This window comes from Maritalea porphyrae (assembly GCF_030159895.1).
In the GTDB taxonomy this organism is placed as follows: domain Bacteria; phylum Pseudomonadota; class Alphaproteobacteria; order Rhizobiales; family Devosiaceae; genus Maritalea; species Maritalea porphyrae.
Map to the genome: position 1 here is coordinate 1,282,581 of NZ_BSNI01000002.1, position 17,964 is coordinate 1,300,544.

16 protein-coding genes are annotated in these 17,964 nt (G+C 51.0%); 10 read left to right on the plus strand and 6 right to left on the minus strand.

The window, feature by feature from the left end; genetic code table 11:
* Window positions 1–8: 8 nt before the first annotated feature.
* Entirely contained in the window at window positions 9–1,166 is a 1,158-nt protein-coding gene (gene argE / locus QQL65_RS09680) for an acetylornithine deacetylase (RefSeq protein ID WP_284364027.1), read from the minus strand.
* Between the two features lie 4 nt (window positions 1,167–1,170).
* Window positions 1,171–2,355 (minus strand): ectoine hydrolase DoeA, encoded by a 1,185-nt coding sequence (doeA, locus tag QQL65_RS09685; protein WP_284364029.1) that lies wholly within the window; start codon window positions 2,353–2,355, stop codon window positions 1,171–1,173.
* 156 nt (window positions 2,356–2,511) lie between these two features.
* On the opposite strand from doeA, the gene QQL65_RS09690 reads away from it, so the two are divergent.
* The 9 genes from QQL65_RS09690 (at window position 2,512) to QQL65_RS09730 (ending at window position 11,371) form a co-directional block, all read left to right on the plus strand.
* Window positions 2,512–3,315 carry a transporter substrate-binding domain-containing protein gene (locus QQL65_RS09690; RefSeq protein ID WP_284364032.1) on the plus strand — a complete coding sequence of 268 codons (804 nt, stop codon included), beginning with the start codon at window positions 2,512–2,514 and terminating at the stop codon, window positions 3,313–3,315.
* Window positions 3,316–3,413: 98 nt separating this feature from the next.
* Window positions 3,414–4,175 (plus strand): ectoine/hydroxyectoine ABC transporter permease subunit EhuC, encoded by a 762-nt coding sequence (gene ehuC / locus QQL65_RS09695; RefSeq protein ID WP_284364033.1) that lies wholly within the window; start codon window positions 3,414–3,416, stop codon window positions 4,173–4,175.
* Window positions 4,176–4,183: 8 nt separating this feature from the next.
* Window positions 4,184–4,969 carry an ectoine/hydroxyectoine ABC transporter permease subunit EhuD gene (gene ehuD / locus QQL65_RS09700; protein ID WP_284364035.1) on the plus strand — a complete coding sequence of 262 codons (786 nt, stop codon included), beginning with the start codon at window positions 4,184–4,186 and terminating at the stop codon, window positions 4,967–4,969.
* 48 nt (window positions 4,970–5,017) lie between these two features.
* Window positions 5,018–5,833, plus strand: coding sequence for an ectoine/hydroxyectoine ABC transporter ATP-binding protein EhuA (ehuA, locus tag QQL65_RS09705; protein WP_284364037.1), 816 nt, complete (start codon window positions 5,018–5,020; stop codon window positions 5,831–5,833).
* A 6-nt stretch (window positions 5,834–5,839) separates the two neighbouring features.
* Window positions 5,840–6,841: a hydroxyectoine utilization dehydratase EutB gene (eutB, locus tag QQL65_RS09710; protein ID WP_284364038.1), complete on the plus strand. Its 1,002-nt coding sequence runs from the start codon at window positions 5,840–5,842 to the stop codon at window positions 6,839–6,841.
* Window positions 6,831–7,832, plus strand: coding sequence for a cyclodeaminase (locus QQL65_RS09715; RefSeq protein WP_284364041.1), 1,002 nt, complete (start codon window positions 6,831–6,833; stop codon window positions 7,830–7,832). Before eutB ends, QQL65_RS09715 begins: the two co-directional genes overlap by 11 nt.
* Window positions 7,833–7,844: 12 nt before the next feature.
* Complete coding sequence (locus tag QQL65_RS09720) at window positions 7,845–8,327, plus strand: Lrp/AsnC family transcriptional regulator (RefSeq protein WP_284364043.1); 483 nt, start codon at window positions 7,845–7,847, stop codon at window positions 8,325–8,327.
* 138 nt (window positions 8,328–8,465) lie between these two features.
* Entirely contained in the window at window positions 8,466–9,962 is a 1,497-nt protein-coding gene (locus tag QQL65_RS09725; RefSeq protein ID WP_284364046.1) for an NAD-dependent succinate-semialdehyde dehydrogenase, read from the plus strand.
* Window positions 9,963–10,000: 38 nt separating this feature from the next.
* Entirely contained in the window at window positions 10,001–11,371 is a 1,371-nt protein-coding gene (locus tag QQL65_RS09730; protein ID WP_284364049.1) for an aspartate aminotransferase family protein, read from the plus strand.
* A 130-nt stretch (window positions 11,372–11,501) separates the two neighbouring features.
* Here the strand turns inward: QQL65_RS09730 and QQL65_RS09735 are convergent, their stop codons facing one another.
* The 4 genes from QQL65_RS09735 to QQL65_RS09750 all read right to left on the minus strand — a co-directional run bounded on the left by QQL65_RS09735 (window position 11,502) and on the right by QQL65_RS09750 (window position 16,627).
* A complete protein-coding gene (locus tag QQL65_RS09735) occupies window positions 11,502–13,040 on the minus strand; it encodes a dipeptide ABC transporter ATP-binding protein (protein WP_284364051.1) in 1,539 nt (512 codons plus the stop codon).
* A gap of 266 nt (window positions 13,041–13,306) precedes the next feature.
* The gene (locus QQL65_RS09740) at window positions 13,307–14,173 is read right to left on the minus strand and encodes an ABC transporter permease (RefSeq protein ID WP_379863721.1); all 867 of its coding nucleotides are present in this window, start codon (window positions 14,171–14,173) and stop codon (window positions 13,307–13,309) included.
* Window positions 14,148–15,110: an ABC transporter permease gene (locus QQL65_RS09745; protein WP_284366261.1), complete on the minus strand. Its 963-nt coding sequence runs from the start codon at window positions 15,108–15,110 to the stop codon at window positions 14,148–14,150. Before QQL65_RS09745 ends, QQL65_RS09740 begins: the two co-directional genes overlap by 26 nt.
* Window positions 15,111–15,148: 38 nt before the next feature.
* The gene (locus QQL65_RS09750; RefSeq protein WP_379863719.1) at window positions 15,149–16,627 is read right to left on the minus strand and encodes an ABC transporter substrate-binding protein; all 1,479 of its coding nucleotides are present in this window, start codon (window positions 16,625–16,627) and stop codon (window positions 15,149–15,151) included.
* 628 nt (window positions 16,628–17,255) lie between these two features.
* On the opposite strand from QQL65_RS09750, the gene QQL65_RS09755 reads away from it, so the two are divergent.
* Window positions 17,256–17,894: a hypothetical protein gene (locus QQL65_RS09755; protein ID WP_348529144.1), complete on the plus strand. Its 639-nt coding sequence runs from the start codon at window positions 17,256–17,258 to the stop codon at window positions 17,892–17,894.
* Window positions 17,895–17,964 lie beyond the last annotated feature (70 nt).

Sequence of the window (17,964 nt, forward strand, 5' to 3'; positions counted from 1 at the left end):
TATTTGAATTAGCCCTCGGCCAGCGAATAGGCAAGCTTTTCAAGCAGATTTTGACACGCTGCAATCTGCGCCATTTCGATAAACTCGTCCGCCTTATGGGCCTGTTCAATCGATCCTGGGCCACAGACGATGGTTTCGACTCCCAATTGCTGAAACAACCCAGCTTCGGTGCCAAATGCCACCAAATGGGTTTCATTTGTCCCGGTAAGTCGTGCGACGATTTCACGGGCAGAATTGCTTTGCATGGGCACCAGACCCAAGATTTCACCAATGGTTTGATTGGTGATGTTCGCCCCTGGCCAAATCGTGCGCATTTCGGGCAAAAGTGTTTGATCGCAGAACTCTTGCAAAGTGGTCTTCACCCAAACCGCATCTAAAGCAGTGACAGGTCGCATTTCCCAGTCAACTTCTGCTTGGCTGACAATAACATTGTGCGCAGACCCGCCGGCTAAGCGGCCGACATTGATAGTCGTCCAAGGAGGGTCGAATTTGGAGTTGGTCGGTGCACGGTCTTTCAAAAGCTCGCGCAACTGCATCAATTTAGACACGAAACGGGCCGCATATTCAGCTGCGTTGACGCCTTTCTCTGGCATCGAGCCATGGCCTGCAAGTCCTTCAAATTGCACAGTGTATTCGCAACAGCCTTTGTGGCCGTCAACAATTTGCATTTTGGTGGGTTCACCTACAATCGCCGCTTTGGGCAAATGGGGACGATTGCGCAACAATTTTGCGAGCTCTTGCCCACCCAAACAGCCCACTTCTTCATCATAAGTAAAAGCGAAATGAATAGGCACTCTAAGATCTAAGCTGGAAAATAGCGGTGCAGCGTTTAAGGCGACGGCCAAAAAACCCTTCATATCACAAGTGCCGCGGCCAAAATATTTACCCTCATGCGCGGTGAGAGCAAACGGGTCTTTCGACCAATTTTGGCCCGCAACCGGCACTACATCTGTGTGGCCAGACAAAACAATGCCGCCGGCAATATCGGGGCCGATCGTGGCGAAAATATTGGCCTTTTTCCCCGATTCATCTTGCTGTAGTTCAATCTTTGCACCGACCTCATTTAACCGGTTGGCCACAAAGTGAATGAGGTCAAGATTGCTGTCTGCCGAGACGGTTGGAAAAGCAATGAGTTTTGAAAAAACTTGCTCAAAATCATCGTGCATTAAGCTAGTCTTTCACAAATAGTTTTCGAGGCTGGTCGCATAAGCATTCAGCAGGGCCATTCTCTTTGATCAAAATGCTTTCAGTGATTTCCAATCCCCAGTCAGCCTCCCAAATGCCCGGCATGAAATGAAACGTCATGCCCGGTTCCAACACAGTTTCATCTTCGGGGCGAATGGATGCGGTTCTTTCTCCCCAATCTGGGGGATAGGAAATCCCAATCGGATAGCCAGCACGGGACGAGCGTTTGATGCCGACTTTCTCAAGTTCGTTGGCCAACACCTTCGCCACGTCGCGGGTCCTAGCGCCGGCAACTGCGGTTTCAAGCCCTGCTTCTATGCCTGCAACCAAAGCTTTTTCTGCATCCACCAAAAATTGGGGTGGCTTGCCCAAATACACTGTGCGGCTTAGGGGCGCGTGATAACGACGAAAACAGCCTGAAATCTCAAAGAAAGTAGCTTGATCATTTTCAAACTTCCGTCCGTCCCATGTCAGGTGTGGCGCAGAAGCATCCGCTCCGCTGGGTAGCAAAGGAACAATTGCTGGGTAGTCACCCCAATCATCGCCGGTGCCCCGGATCGCATCGCCATATATTTGGGCCACCATTTCATTTTTTTGCAAACCAGGCTCTGCCCGTTCAACAATACCATCAATGATGCGGTTGGAAATATTGGCAGCTTTGCGCATATAGGTGATTTCTTCATCGCTCTTGATCATGCGTTGCCAGTTTACGAGCGCAGTGGCATCAGCAAATGTTGCGTTTGGCAGTTTGCTTTCGAGCGACAAATAGGCTTTGGCGGAAAAATAGTAATTGTCCATCTCCACACCGATGACCTTGCTGGCATATCCCTGTTGATCAAGTAATTGCGCGAGATTTTCCATCGGATGCCTGTCGGTGGACTGCACATAATTGTCTGGATAAAAAGATATGTTTTCATCCGCCATCCAAACTGTGCGCAAAGCGCCATTTGCATCCTGCAAGCGACCCCACCAAATTGGATCTTGGTCGTGAGATATCACAACTCCCTGATGCACATAAAACGACCACCCATCATAGCCGGTTAGCCATGCCATATTGGATGGGTCTTCCACAAACAAGACATCAAGACCCATCTGGGCCATGGATTGGCGGACTTTTGTTAGCCTTCGCGCGTATTCATTCGACGAAAATGGGATATTTTTTGCAATCATCGCAAGCTCCAAAAAATCATTAGATGTGTACAACATAGCAAAATGATGTGAGGGTCAAGCAATGAAAGTCCCATTATGTTGGGGTTTTTCATTTGACAGCGCTATTGTTTTGGGCATGATGTGTACAACTAATAGAACTCACAGGGAGGAAGTAACATGAATTTCAAAATGGTTTTGGCCGCAGCAGCAGCGGCTTCTCTAACGGCGTTTTCTGCTGTTGGTGCATATGCAGACAATGTAAAAATTGGTTTTGCCAACGAAGTGCCTTGGGCCTATCCAGGTGAAGGCAATGAACCGCTCGGGTTCGTAAATGTGATTGCGCAGAACGTGTTGGAGATCGCTGGCTATGACGGCACCGACTCAGTGGTAAGTGAATGGGGCGGATTGATCCCAGGTCTAGAAGCTGGACGTTCGGACATGGTCACGGGCGGGTTGTACATTACCCCATCACGTTGTAACGCCATCGCCTTTTCTGACCCGATCATGCAAGCCTATGATGCATTTGTTATGAGCGGTGACGCAGGCGTCACATCTTATCAGGACATTATTGACGCTGGCGGCACATTTGTAACTGGTGCAGGCTATAACCAAGTAGCAGCATGGGCGGATGCTGGCGGCGCGCCAGGCAAAATCCTTGAAGTGCCGGGACCGGCTGAAATTGTTGCAGCAGTTGAAGCAGGGCGTGCAATGGCAGGTGGCGTGACCGTGTTCACAGCAGCAGAAGCGATTGCGAACAACGATAACCTAACAATGACAGCCATTCCCGGTTCAACATACTATGTTGGCTTTGGCTTCACCAAAAGCAATCACAAGCTTCGAACAGCGGTAAATGCCGCCATTCATCAATATGTTGGCACCGACAAAATGCTGGCCGACGTTGCTGAATATGGCTACTCAAAAGCCAATTTGCCTGGCGATACAACAGTGGGCGAAGCTTGTTTGCTTCACGCAAACGACTAGTCAAGGCGCGAACCATCACCGCATTTTGACAAATTTTGGAGCCCAGTCTTTTGGGCTCCAAAAAAAGTCTTTCACTCAAGCCGCTAAAGAGAATTGCAATGGGACCGATCGTTAGCATCTACGAAGGCATCCAATCGGCCATTAAGAGCCTTTTGGCGGCGTTGCTCAGCGGAGTAGAGGTCTCTGGTCGGGTTGATAATTACCTCGAATTCTTAGCCAAATTCGGGGATCGTTTGGTCGACGGTGCATTCATCACGCTTGAGCAAGCATTGCTCGCGATCATTGTTGCGGTGATCATGGCAACCATTTTCGGCGTTGGGCGGGTTTCAACATCGTTGCTTATCCGGTCCATTTCCACCACCTACATTGAATTTTTCCGTGGCACGTCTTTGATAGTCCAACTGTTTTGGATATTTTATGTCCTGCCCTTTTTCGGCGTGGTTCTAGATCCTTATCCAGCTGGATTTATCGCTGTGGGTCTCAACCTTGGTGCATACGGGGCCGAAGTTGTGCGCGGTGCCATACAGGCTGTGCCGCGTGGACAATATGAGGCGGCCTACGCACTCAACATGTCTGCAAGGTTGCGCATGCGTCGCATTATTTTCCCCCAAGCTGTTGTGATCATGCTGCCTGCATGGGGCAATCTTCTAATCGAGCTGCTAAAAGGTACAGCCCTTGTCGGCTTGATCAGTGTGACAGATTTGATGTTTCAATCGCGTCAGATTTATTCGCTCAGTTACGCAGCGATTGAAACTTTTGGCACGATTTTGATCATTTACTACCTCATTGCGCGTTTGCTCATCACCCCGTCCATGCGGGCGCTTGAAACACGACTTTCTCGCAATCTGAAGCGAAGTTAGGGCCAGATATGTTCACTTTTATCACGGACTATTTTTCCCAAGTTGGCGAGCGCTTAGATTGGAATGGGGAGCTTGTGCAATGTGTTGTATTCCCCAAGCTTTTTGGCACTGCCTACACAGATTTAGGCTTCGCCGCAGCCTGCAAAGATCCAGCATTGAGCACAACTTTGTTCGGGGCACTGGGCAACACATTGATCGCTGTTTTTCTTGGCTATGGCATCGCCATGGTAGTCGGTTTAGTGTTGGCGATGGGACAACGCACTAAGAGCAAGATTCTTACAAGAATTGTTCGTGAGTTTGTCGAGTTTATCCGTTCCACGCCTTTGGTGGTGCAGATCTTCTTTGTGTTCTTTGTTGGCCCCCAATTTGGCATTACCTTAAGCCCTTGGGTGGCAGGCATGATCGCTATTGGGTTGCATTATGCAGCCTATCTATCCGAGGTTTATCGTGGGGCATTGGCGGCTGTTCCGGCTGGACAGGCCGAAGCCTGCATCGCACTTAATCTATCGGCGCGGCGCTCCTTCTTTGGCATTATTTTGCCCCAAGCTGTGCCCTTAGCCCTTCCGGGGATGGGCAATTATCTGATCGGCATATTCAAAGACACCCCCATGCTCATGGTCATCGGTGTGGCAGAAATGATGCATGTGGCAACAGCTATCGGTTCCGAATACTGGCGCTACACTGAGGTGATGACAATTGTTGGACTGATCTTTTTGGCCCTGTCTTTGCCCACAGCTGCATTGTTGCGCGTTATCGAAGCGTTTGTGCGCCAAAAACTCGGCATGACACGATGACTTTTGCCATCCAAATTTGCACCACCGCTCAAACACAAGGTTCATAAAATGGAAGATATGTCTCAATACCCATTGGAGTTGAACGGCGATGACGTACCAATGGTACGGTTTATGAATGTGAGCAAACGCTATGGCGATTTGACAGTTTTGGACGCGCTCAATTTGGACATTCAACAAAGTGAAATGGTCACCGTTATTGGCCCATCAGGCTCTGGTAAAACCACAGTTTTGCGCATGCTCATGACCTTGGAAAAGATCAATGAGGGGGTGATTTATGTCGACGGTAAACCGCTCACCCATATGGAAAAAAATGGCGTACTCGTGCCCGCTTCGGACAGTTATATCCGCTCAGTTAAGGGCGATATTGGCATGTGTTTCCAGCACTTCAATTTGTTCCCACACATGACTGCGCTGCAAAACTGTATTGAAGCGCCAATTCATGTGCTCAAGATGAACAAGAAGGAAGCGATTGAGCGAGCCGAGGACATGCTTGAAATGGTGGGTCTTGCAGACAAAAAAGATCAACACCCCATACGCCTTTCAGGTGGACAACAACAACGTGTCGCCATTGCTCGCGCCTTGTGCATGCGGCCAAAAGTTATGCTCTTGGATGAAGTGACATCTGCCCTTGATCCTGAGGTGATCGGTGAAGTGACAAATGTGATTAAGAAACTGGTGGCAGAACACAATTTGACCATGCTCATGGTGACCCACCAAATGGGCTTTGCTCGCGATATTTCAGACAGGGTTTGCTTCTTTTTTGACGGCAAGATCGAGGAGCAGGGGACACCTACTGCCTTGTTTGACAACCCGCAACGCGAGCGCACACAGCAATTCTTAAGTGCTGTGAAGTCTGCGGATTAATCGCTAATGGTCCAGTTGTCCGATATCTTCGCCGCGCAAAAAACCATTGCTGGCCATGCGGACAATACCCCGCTTATCCCATCTCCATTTCTTTCTCAGAAAACCGGGCAACAGGTTCTGCTAAAGCTTGAAATCACGCAGCCCATGGGCGCATTCAAGCTGCGCGGTGCCATAAACGCCATTATGAGACTAAATGATCAAGCTGTTGGGGTAACTTGTTGTTCCACCGGCAATCATGGCCGCGCCGTTGCATATGCGGCCCAACTGAGAGGCCTTAAAGCCGTGGTGTGCATGTCCTCGCTTGTGCCAAAAGCAAAGGTGGAGGGCGTCGAACAATTGGGTGCTACCGTGAGAGTTGTGGGGCAAAGCCAAGACGAAGCTATGGCCGAAAGCGACCGCCTAAGCCGTGAGCAAGGCTTTGTTGAAATCTCTCCCTTTGATGATGAAAATGTCATTGCGGGGCAAGGCACAATTGGGCTGGAGTTACTGCGAGATCGTCCCGATATTCGCACACTGCTGGTGCCGCTATCTGGCGGTGGATTGGCGGCAGGAATTTGTGTGGCGGCAAAGGCCATAAATCCTGACATCACCATCATTGGCATTTCAATGGATAGAGGCGCCGCAATGGCCGCTTCAATTCGGGCACAACGCCCCGTGGAACTGGATGAAGTGGCAAGCCTTGCTGATAGTCTTGGCGGCGGCATCGGTATGAACAATAAATTGTCTTATCCACTTTGTCGCGACATGCTGGACCAATTGGTTTTGGTGACAGAAGAAGAAATATATCGTGCGATGCAGGCACTATATTTCGAAGATCGTTTGGTGGCGGAAGGGGCCAGTGTTGTCGGCGTCGCCGCGCTGCTAAGTCGCAAAATCAATATTGTCGGACCAACCGCGACAATCATTACGGGCCGAAATTTAGACATGGACCTTTTTACAAATATCATCACAGGAAATGATGTTTTGTTGGGCGAGTATCATGTGAAGGGTCAACACTATGCGCGATGATGTTCTAATTGTTACACAAGCCGAACTACAAATATTGCTTGGCCTAAGTCGTGCAACCAACGACCTGATCGAAAGTGCTTTTACCGCTTTGGCCCAAAAAGACGTCATTATGCCCCCGGTAATGTCGATGGATATCCCGCACATAAATGCCGAGGTCGACGTCAAAACAGCTTACATTCCTGGCTTTGACGGGTTTGCAATCAAAGTTTCACCGGGCTTTTTTGATAATCCAAATCTTGGTCTCCCTAGCCTCAATGGACTAATGATGCTGCTCAGCGCTCGGACTGGATTGGCTAAAGCTGTTTTTCTAGACAATGGCTATCTAACGGACCTGCGCACGGCTGCGGCAGGCGGTGTTGCGGCGCGCCATCTTGCGCCCAAACATGTAAAAACTGTCGGCGTTATCGGCACTGGCGCGCAAGCCCGGCTGCAAGTCGAAGCCGCTTATCACGAGCGCAAATTTGAAAAGGTGCTTGTTTGCGGCCGCAATGATGATCATGCGCGCAAGTGTGCAAAAGACATTGCAGATAAAATTGGCGTGCCCACTTATCCGGTCGCGGCGCGTGAGGAGTTGGTGAGACAATCTCAATTGGTAATCACCACCACGCCATCGCGAGTTCCGCTTATTGATGCAGAATGGTTGCATCCAAATTTGCACATCACCGCTATGGGCTCCGATCAAGCCGGGAAAACAGAACTCGATCCGCAAATTCTGCCACGAGCTGACCGGTTTGTGTGCGACCGGGTTTCACAATGTATAGAGCTTGGCGAGCTTGCAGGTGCTATCGATGCAGGTGCTTGGGACATTGAACGAACGCCGATCGAGTTGGGCGACCTTGTGGTCGATCCGTCATTGGGTCGACAAAGTGATAGTGAGATTACAGTTTGCGATCTAACGGGAACCGGGGCGCAAGACACTGCAATTGCCAACTATGCCTACGATTTGGCACGGGCCAAAAATATGGGCACGCCCATTAAATCGCACAATTAGCGGGATCAAAACATGCTTAAACTTGATGATCGCGACATTCAAATGCTCAAGGTCTTGTCCCAAGAGGGGCGGATATCAAAATCCGAACTTGCGTCCCGTGTAAACTTATCTCCAACCCCGTGCTGGGAGCGTCTAAAACGGTTGGAGAAAGCGCAGATTATCCAATCTTACCACGCCAATATCTCACTAAAGAAAATCGCAAGCTCGGTAACGGTTTTCGTGGCGATTGAATTGGAAAATCATCAGGCGGCAAGTTTTCGACAATTTGAAGACGCGATTGATCAATATGAGGAAATTCAATCCTGTTGGGCCATCGGCGGTGGGTTGGATTATTTTATGCATGTGGTCACCACCAGTATTGATAGCTATCAACGGCTTATCGACGATTTACTGGACCAAAAAATTGGACTTGCCCGCTATTTCACGTACATCGTCACCAAACCAGTGAAACAGACCAACCTACTCCCTTTTGATGTGCTTTTGAGTGATCACTGACCGCGGCGCAAATTCAGCAGGTCAAATCGTCTTTTCTTGCCAACATTTGCAGAAAACTCCTCTGATTACAGCGCCCAGATTGGTGCCATCTTCTGCGACTTATTTTCTAGTCTTTCATTGAAATACTGGGAGGTCGTTATGAGCATTAATCAAATATTGGAAGCGGGAGACGAGCACCGAACCCATTTGAATTTGCGCGACGCAAAGTTGATGCGTCAATTTTCCTATATTGACGGGAAATGGGTCGATAGCGCGAATGGCAATTCGATTGTTGTCACCAACCCTGCAGACGGAAGTTGGGTGGGTGAAGTGTCTTCGCTTGGCTCCATTCAAAGCGAAGAAGCCGTAAATGCAGCGCAGCGTGCTTTTGGGCATTGGTCTCAGAAACTACCAGGAGAACGGGCCGAGTTGCTGCGTCGCTGGTACGAGCTAATTCTTGAGCATAAGTCCGACCTTGCTCAGATCATGGTGGCTGAACAAGGCAAACCCTTATCCGAAGCTTTGGGCGAAATTGATTATGCTGCGTCCTTTGTTGAGTTTTACGCAGAAGAAGCGAAACGACCTAATATTGAAGGCGTCACCTCTCATCTCAATAATGCCGAGGTGGAGCTTTGGCGCGAACCTGTTGGGGTTTGCGCACTGGTCACGCCATGGAATTTCCCGTCGGCCATGCTTACGCGAAAAGCGGCAGCAGCGCTTGGCGCGGGCTGTACTGTCGTGGCGCACCCCTCAGCTGAAACTCCATTTTCGGCTCTCGCACTTGCAGAGTTGGCAGAACGGGCCGGTTTTGAGAGCGGTGTGTTCAATGTGGTCACTGGTGTTGCGCCAGACATTGTTGCACCTTGGACCAAAGACCCGCGCGTGAGGGCGCTTTCTTTCACTGGTTCCACGCAAGTCGGTCGGCTTTTGTATCGACAATGCGCTGACACGGTGAAAACCCTTGTGCTGGAACTTGGTGGCCACGCGCCATTCATCGTATTTGACGATTGCGATCTCGACCAAGTTGTAAAAGAAGCCATCGCCGCCAAATTTGCGACAACCGGACAAGATTGTTTAGGCGCGAATCGCTTCTATGTGCATGAAAAACTGTATGAACAATTTTGCGAAAAATTCGCCAAAGCCACAGCTGCACTCACCATTGGGCCGGGCGTAGAAGATCCAGATCTGGGCCCATTGATGAACCAAAGTGCCTTTGACAAACAGGTGGAACATGTGCGTGACGCGGTGGCTAAGGGCGCGCGCATTCTATGCGGCGGCAAGCCACATCAATTGGGTGGCCTGTTCTATGAGCCCACCATTCTTGCAGATGTTTCTGACGACGCGAAAATCATGCAAGAAGAAACATTTGGCCCGGTGGCCGCAATACAAACATTTTCTGATGAAGACTTGGTCACCCAAATGGCCAACGCAACCGAATATGGCTTGATTGCCTATTTGCACACCATGGACCCCAAACGCATCTATCGCATGACCCGTGCATTGCAATTCGGCATGGTTGCAGTCAACCGCTCGAAAGTAACGGGCGCGCCAATTCCATTTGGCGGATTTAAACAATCCGGCTTGGCACGTGAGGGTGCGCGCCAGGGTTTGGAAGCCTTCACCGAAATCAAATATGTGTGCCGCGACTGGGCATAGTTGCGCACAAAATTCACAAAATTTTCAGAGGTAATTCTATGCTTAAAAATGATCAACTGGACCAATGGGACCGAGAGAATTTCTTCCACCCCTCAACGCATTTAGCCCAGCATGCCCGTGGTGAAAGTCCTACGCGGATTGTGACCGGGGGTAGTGGTTGTCACATTGTTGATCGGGAAGGCAACAAACTCTTGGATGCGTTTGCCGGTCTTTATTGTGTGAATGTGGGATATGGCCGCAAAGAGATTGCCGAGGCAATCGCTGACCAGGCAAAAGAGTTGGCCTATTATCACTCTTACGTTGGTCATGGCACCGAAGCTTCGATCACTTTGGCGAAAATGATCTTGGATCGAGCCCCAAAAAATATGTCCAAAGTCTATTTTGGCCTAGGTGGCTCAGATGCAAATGAGACTAACGTTAAGCTGATCTGGTACTACAACAACATTTTGGGTCGCCCGGAAAAGAAGAAGATTATTTCAAGATGGCGCGGATATCATGGCTCAGGCTTGATGACCGGCTCACTCACAGGTCTTGAACTGTTCCACAAAAAATTTGATTTGCCTCTAGAACAAGTCGTGCATACCGAGGCTCCATATTTCTTCCGACGTGAGAATGCTGAGCAGACCGAGAGCGAGTTTGTTGCGCACTGTGTTGCTGAGCTGGAGACGCTGATATCCCTTGAAGGCGCAGATACTATCGCCGCATTCATTGGTGAACCCATTTTGGGTACAGGTGGTATTGTACCTCCTCCTGCTGGGTATTGGGCCGCAATCCAAGAAGTGTTGAAAAAGCATGACATCTTGTTGGTGGCGGACGAAGTTGTGACTGGTTTTGGTCGTTTGGGAACAATGTTTGGATCTGAGCATTATGGTATCGAACCAGACCTCATCACTATCGCCAAGGGCATGACTTCCGCTTATGCGCCGCTGTCAGGTTCCATCGTTGGCGAGAAAATGTGGACTGTATTGGAAAAAGGCACCGACGAAAACGGCCCGATCGGACATGGTTGGACTTATTCCGCGCACCCAATCGGCGCTGCAGCAGGCGTCGCAAATCTCAATCTCATCGATAGCCTGGGTCTGATTGAAAATGCGGGCACAGTTGGCAGCTATTTGAATGTTCAAATGCGCCAAGCGCTTCACGAGCATCCTCACGTCGGCGATGTGCGCGGTGAAGGTATGATGTGTGCCATTGAATTTGTTGCCGACAAAGAAAAACGCAATTTCTTTGATCCGGCGCAGAAAATAGGCCCACAAATTGCCGCCGGCTTGCTTGAAAAAGGCGTGATTGGTCGCGCCATGCCGCAGGGCGACATTCTCGGCTTCGCGCCCCCATTTTGTCTTACGAAAGAAGAGGCTGATGAAGTGGTTTCAAAAACGACTGACGTTGTGAAGTCATTTTCATTTTAAATACTCAGGGCGAACCAGTGCGGGTTGGGCGTCTGCATAGCAAATGCCCGCTCTCCACCCAATTTGCTAACTCGCAATACCCTAGCGAATTTCAGAAAAGTCCGCGTAGCAGACATCTGCTCCTGCACCCTCAAACCCCCAACCTCGCATCCAACAATCGCTGCGTGATTTCAGCTTGTGGCGCATCGAACACCGTGTCCACATCGCCTTGTTCAACAATTTTGCCCTTGTCCATCACCAGCACCCGGTCAGCAACGGCGCGGACCACGTCTAGGTCGTGGCTGACGAACAAATAGGCGATGCCAAAGTTCTCACGTAAGTCGGCAAGCAATTCCAACACATCGCCGCGAATGGACACATCAAGCGCGGAAACAGGTTCATCAAGCACCACCAGTTTGGGGCGCAACACAAGCGCGCGCGCGATGGCGAGGCGTTGGCGCTGCCCGCCGGAAAAGGCATGCGGGTGTCGTTTGAGCATCTCAGGGGTCAGCCCAACCCGTTCAAGCGCCATATGCACCCGCTCTCGCCGCTCGGCGTGGTCAAGTTCGGGCATCAAATTGAGCGGTTCGTAGAGCGATTGCGCCATATTAAGGCGCGGGTCAAAACTGCCGAATGGGTCCTGAAACACCATTGAAAGCTCACGCCGCGCGGCGCGGGGCATTTCGCCCAATTTGCGCCCATACGCATGACCATCGAATTGGATGGTGCCGCGTTGTGCAGTTTGCAGCCCGGCGATAATTCGCGACAAGGTGGTTTTGCCGCAGCCGGAAGGGCCTACCAGCCCCACACATTCTGCTTCGCGAATGGTCAGTGAAATATCGCTGAGCGCTTGCACATAAGATTTTTTCGCCCAAATCGGACCGGGCAGCTTAAAGCGTTTTGAAATGCCATCCAGTTCCAACAATGGCGGACCGATTGTGCGCGTCGTGAGACGACGTCGGGTTGGCTTTGCAGCGGCGATTAAGCGTTTGGTATAGGCTTGCTGCGGTGATTTCAGAACAGAGCTAGTAGTGCCGCTTTCCACTTGTTTGCCGCGCTCAAGCACATGCACAAAGTCGCACAGCGCCGCCACGGCCCCGAGGTCGTGCGAGATAAACAAAAGCGCCATATTGTGGGCTTTGCAAACCCGTTTGATCAGCGCAATAATCTGCGCTTGCGTGATCATATCAAGCGCTGACGTTGGTTCATCCGCGATCAGCAATTCAGGTTCCCCCGCCAAAGCAATTGCCAATCCAATGCGCTGACGTTGCCCGCCCGATAGTTCATGCGGATAGCGGTTCGCAACGCTTGGTGGCAGCTCCACCTCTTCGATCAGCTCGGCAACACGCGCCACAAAGTCAATGCCCGGCAAATGCAACTCAAGCGCTTCGCGGATTTGGTCGCCGACCTTCATCAGCGGGTTCAGCGCGGTCATGGGTTCTTGAAACACCATGCCGATATGCTTGCCGCGCAAGCTCTCGCCCGTGGGCACGTTGCGAACGATGTCGCCTTTGGTCTTGTCGCTTTCGGGCAGCAGATCGATAATCGACAAAGCGGTTAGGCTTTTGCCCGATCCGCTTTCTCCCACCACGCCGACCCGTTGGCCCGGATCAATCGAAAGCGAAATGGCGTGTACCACCGCGTGGTCACCAAAGCTGATAGATAGATCCTTGACCTCAACCAGCGACATCAACGCCTCCGGCTAACGGGTTAGCACTCTCTAATTCTTGCGAAATGGTGGAAGCGAGCTTTCTTGTTGCCGTAGGCGTGATTGCGCAGGAAGCCGTTGTGGCTTTCAAGCATACACAACGCACGGGAACTGGTAGCTCGTTCCATCCTCTGGACGCGGCGCAATGTCGGCAAAATTCGTACGTCAAAGCCTTTGACCGGGTTGATAACCCGACCATCAGACTTTTCCTTGAATTTTTTGTCATATCACGCGCCATTTCATAATAATTAGAGTGTGCTAACCCTTGTCAATTTCGGATCGAGCGTATCGCGTAACCCATCACCTAACAGATTGAAGCTGATCACAAACAGCACAATCGCTAGCCCGGGGATGATCGCTTGCATGGGGAAGCCGAAGAAGAAACTCTGCGCTTCTTTCAGCATCAGCCCTAAGCTCGTATCCGGTGGCTGCGTGCCAAGCCCGATATAGGAAAGACCAGCCTCTGCCAACACGCCAAGCGAGAGCTGAATGGTGGCTTGCACAATCAGCAGGCTGGCCACATTGGGTAAGATATGGCGCAAGCTAATTTGTGCACTCGTCAGCCCGGAAAGCTTTGCCGCATCCACATATTCGAGCGTCCACAGGCTGAGCGCCCCGCCACGCGCCACGCGGGCGAAAACCGGGATGTTGAAAATACCAATCGCCACCATCGCATTGATTGCCGAGGGGCCGAATAGCGTCGTGATGATGATGGCTGAGATGATGGCCGGGAAGGCAAAGATAAAGTCATTGAATCGCAAGATTATCGCTTCTAGCCAACCGCGTTGCGCCGCTGCCATCAGTCCCAAAGGCACGCCAACCAATGCGCCAATCGCCACGGCCAACAGCGCCACTTTTAGGCTAGAGGCAATGCCAACCATCAACAGCGAGAATTGATCGCGCCCGAGATAATCTGTGCCGAGCCAGTTGCTGGCAGAGAAGCTGCCGAAGCGGTTGGGAATGTCCACGATGTCGGTGGCATAAGGTGTCCAAACCACAGAGATCAGCGCCAGTAAAATGAAGATGAAACTGCCCAAAAGCCCAACGCGAAAACTGGGGTGGGATAAGGCGCGGGCGAATGTGGATTGCTCAGCCATCGCTTCGTCCTCCGCCAGCACGAATGCGCGGGTCCACAAATGCGTAAGCCAAGTCGACAATGAACATCACCAAAATCACCATGGCCACCAGCACCAAAATCGCGCTGCGCACCACAATCAAATCGCGGGCAGAGATAGCGCTGAAAATCAGACGGCCCAACCCGGGCAAGTAAAACACGTTTTCAACGATGATGGTGCCGGCGATCAAAAACGCGAATTGTAAACCCATTATGGTAAGGACAGGCAGCAAAGCATTGCGCACCCCATGCCGCCAAATGGCTTGGCTCTGGGTTAAGCCTTTGGCGCGTGCCGTGCGGATGAAGTCGGCCTGCATCACATCCACCAAAGATGTGCGCATCACGCGTGCCAAGATCGCCGCCTGCGGCAATGCCAACGCTATGATGGGCAACACCAAAGAACGGGCGGCCAGCAACGGGTCATCACTCCAGGGTACAAAGCCGCCGGGTGGGAAAATTCGCCAAGTGACGGCGAAAGCGAGAACCAACAGCATGGCGAACCAGAAGTTTGGGATGGCAATGCCCACTTGCGCCAAAATCATCGCCAACGTGTCACCCAACTTGCCGCGATTTTGCGCGGCGATAATGCCAATGGGCAGACCGATAAGCGTTGAGAGTGTGAGTGCACCAAGCGCTAACGGCAGGCTAACTTGCAACCTCTCGGCCATCAATTGCGTCACAGGCATGCGCTGCGAAAAGCTTATGCCCAAATCGCCCTGAAAAAGACCGAAGAGCCAAATAAAGAACCTGTTGAAAGCGGATTGATCTAAGCCCAATTCGGTGCGCAAGGCCGCAACTGCATCGTCAGTGGCATTGATCCCAAGCATGAAGCGCGCTGGGTCGCCGGGCAGAATATCAAGCAGGAAAAATATGATCGCCGCGGCCACCAAAAGGGTAACCGCGACGCCAAATATCCGTTTTGCTGCAAAGCCAATCATAGTGGTCAATCGGCCCTGCTAGCGCTCTAAAGTCAAGCCTAATTCGTCCAGCGAACAGCGGTCAAATCATTGCCCTCAACAGGTGAGTTTGGCCACATGCCTTCAAGGTTGGCATTCCAAACGCCAGTCTTTGCCAATTGGAACAAATAGCCGTTCACCGCGTCTTCAGCCAATATGCGCTGGGCAGCACGGGCCAATTGCTCGCGCTTGGCTTCATCGGCGGTCACATTGAGCTTTTCAATGATCGCTTGGAAAACCACATTGTCATATTGGAAATAGTAGCCCGGGTTCGCATAGATGCCGATATCAAATGGCTCCACATGGCTGACGATGGAAAGGTCGTAGTTCTTGGTTTTGAACACGTCTTCCAGCCACTGACCCCACTCGACATTGATCAACTCTAACTCGATGCCAATCTCGCGCAATTGCGCGGCGATGATTTGTCCACCACGGCGCGCATATGTTGGCGGTGGCAATTTGAACGTTGCTTTGAACCCTTCAGGATATCCCGCTTCGGCCAGCAATGCTTTCGCGCCTTCAATGTCGCGCGGGTGGGTGCCAAGCAAGTCCTCATAATATGGGTGGTGCGGCGCGAAGTGGGTGCCAATTGGCGTGCCATAACCAAACATTGCCCCATCAATTATCGCTTGGCGATCAAGGGCATGGGCAATTGCTTTGCGCACGCGCACATCATCAAACGGCGCTTTGGCGTTGTTGGTCGAAAGGATCGTTTCGCCTTCGGTTGAGCCACGTACCACTTGGTAGCGTGGGTCCGCTTCAAAAATCGCTAGGCTTTCCGGCGCGGGGAAGTTGGCAAAGCCATCCACATCGCCCGCCAACATGGCGTTTTGTGCCGCGTTCGGGTCAGAAATGAACACGAATGTCGCCTTGTTCATATGCGCTGGCGTGCCAGTGTAGTCGGCGTTTTTTTCCAAAATCACGCGACTGCCTTGGTCCCAACGTACGAACTTGAATGGGCCGGTGCCAACTGGGTTAGATTGGTTTTTCTCAGCGCTTTCAGGCGCCACAATCACCGCATCGCCACGGCCAATGTTGAACAAAAAGTCACCTTGCGGCTGGGCAATTTTGATTTCCACTGTTGCAGGGTCGATGGCGGTCACCGAGGTTATCGGCGCAAAAATGCCCTTTTGCGCATTGGTGCTGTCCTCAGCGCGTGCGCGCTCAAAAGTGAACAGTACATCGTCCGCATCAAAGCTTGTGCCATCATGGAAGCTGACACCTTGCTTGAGGTTGAACGTGTAGGTCGTGCCATCATTTGAGATGGTCCAGGAGGTTGCCAAAGAAGGCTGCACCGCGCCATTTTGGTCGATCCGAGTTAAGCCCTCAAATACGTTTGCGTAAACCACCTCATCAATCGCAGCGGCTGCACCAGCTGTCGGGTCGAGATGCGGCGGCTCCAAAACCATGCCAACGCGTATGTCGCTGGCAAACGCGCTAAAGGTGGAAAGGCCAAGAACTGCTGCGAATGCGAGCGATTTTTTGACCGTCTTTTCAATAATTTGCACTGTATCTCATCCCTGATTTGTGTGGGTCAAACCTGAACTTAGTTCTATCGGATATGGGCAAAAATGCAAAAGCCAACTTTGGTTGAACGGATGAAAGCTTCGTGATGCAGTATTTTTGCGTAAAAGACGAGGTGGGAAGAAGCGCGGTGCGCAAACCGCAAGATTGGTATGGGCAATAATCGGTGAGTTGGGGAAATTGTCGCCAAGCGGCGTCAACGGCAGTGTGCAAAAGCCTCTGAAGGGGCATTCCCGGCCTTAAGCCGGGATCTACAGAAAGATAACGAAATTGGCCCCGGATCTCCTCACGCTTTGCGTGCTCCGTCCGGGGCGGTACGGTTTTGAGTGATGCTTGTCTTCTTGCACCGTCCCGCACTTGATGCGGGACCAATCAATATGCGGTTAAAACCGCCGTCATACTTAGGCCAGCCTGCGTGGCGCAAACACCACCTTGTTGCATGAGGGTGATGAAGGAGCGTTACTATTATCGTACCAATAGTTGCGATATACGTTTCGTATGGCCCGTATATTGTTTCATTCACTCCTAATTGTATTTCTGACTCTCCTTACGCAGCTAGGAGGTGTGGCTTGGCTAGTTGCTACGTGTTTTAGGCGGCGAATATTGGTTTTCGTCTCGGCTTACTTGGCATTATCGGTTGGCGCGCTTGCAATCGCCCCAGTGTTGGGGCGCGAGCCAATTCCATGTGTGTCCGAAAGCACCTTTAAAATGAAATCGATTTTGTTTTGTGCATTGAACAGGCAATATGTTACGCCTGAACTAAAGGCTGTATTGCTGGATTTCTCAATCAACATGGAACAGCAATTTCCGGATACAACGACCCTAGTCTTAGATGCAAATTTTCCCTTCATTTCAGGTTTCCCGTTGCTGCCTCATCTTTCGCACAATGATGGTCGAAAAGTTGATCTTGCCTTCTTTTATAAAGACGACAGTGGTTTCTTAAACGGAATAACCAGGTCACCAATTGGGTATTTTGCTTTTGAAAATGGGCCGACCGAGTGTGCTGAGAATATGATAACCTTGAGGTGGGACTTGGCTTGGTTGCAAATGCTTTGGCCCGACTACGATTTAGAGCCGCGACGCATGGCGCATGCCTTGCAATTGTTGGGCGAAGATGAGCGTGTCGGTAAGGTTTTTATTGAGCCGCATCTAAAGTCACGCCTTCTAGCTCACAATCCGAAAATCAGATTTCAAGGTTGTAGAGCCGCTCGTCATGACGACCATATTCACCTTCAGTTATAGCAGCGGACGGTTTCTCTTTCGTCACTAGAACCAAATCGGTGTGCATAAATGCGGGCAACCTTTTGCCAAA

What these genes read in the sequence shown, in the direction of transcription:
- QQL65_RS09745 (WP_284366261.1), bottom strand. Translation starts at nt 15,110, where the DNA reads ATGATTGGCTTTGCAGCAAAACGGATATTTGGCGTCGCGGTTACCCTT.
- argE (WP_284364027.1), bottom strand. Translation starts at nt 1,166, where the DNA reads ATGCACGATGATTTTGAGCAAGTTTTTTCAAAACTCATTGCTTTTCCA.
- doeA (WP_284364029.1), bottom strand. Translation starts at nt 2,355, where the DNA reads ATGATTGCAAAAAATATCCCATTTTCGTCGAATGAATACGCGCGAAGG.
- QQL65_RS09690 (WP_284364032.1), top strand. Translation starts at nt 2,512, where the DNA reads ATGAATTTCAAAATGGTTTTGGCCGCAGCAGCAGCGGCTTCTCTAACG.
- QQL65_RS09735 (WP_284364051.1), bottom strand. Translation starts at nt 13,040, where the DNA reads ATGTCGCTGGTTGAGGTCAAGGATCTATCTATCAGCTTTGGTGACCAC.
- ehuD (WP_284364035.1), top strand. Translation starts at nt 4,184, where the DNA reads ATGTTCACTTTTATCACGGACTATTTTTCCCAAGTTGGCGAGCGCTTA.
- QQL65_RS09730 (WP_284364049.1), top strand. Translation starts at nt 10,001, where the DNA reads ATGCTTAAAAATGATCAACTGGACCAATGGGACCGAGAGAATTTCTTC.
- QQL65_RS09725 (WP_284364046.1), top strand. Translation starts at nt 8,466, where the DNA reads ATGAGCATTAATCAAATATTGGAAGCGGGAGACGAGCACCGAACCCAT.
- ehuC (WP_284364033.1), top strand. Translation starts at nt 3,414, where the DNA reads ATGGGACCGATCGTTAGCATCTACGAAGGCATCCAATCGGCCATTAAG.
- ehuA (WP_284364037.1), top strand. Translation starts at nt 5,018, where the DNA reads ATGGAAGATATGTCTCAATACCCATTGGAGTTGAACGGCGATGACGTA.
- QQL65_RS09715 (WP_284364041.1), top strand. Translation starts at nt 6,831, where the DNA reads ATGCGCGATGATGTTCTAATTGTTACACAAGCCGAACTACAAATATTG.
- QQL65_RS09720 (WP_284364043.1), top strand. Translation starts at nt 7,845, where the DNA reads ATGCTTAAACTTGATGATCGCGACATTCAAATGCTCAAGGTCTTGTCC.
- eutB (WP_284364038.1), top strand. Translation starts at nt 5,840, where the DNA reads ATGGTCCAGTTGTCCGATATCTTCGCCGCGCAAAAAACCATTGCTGGC.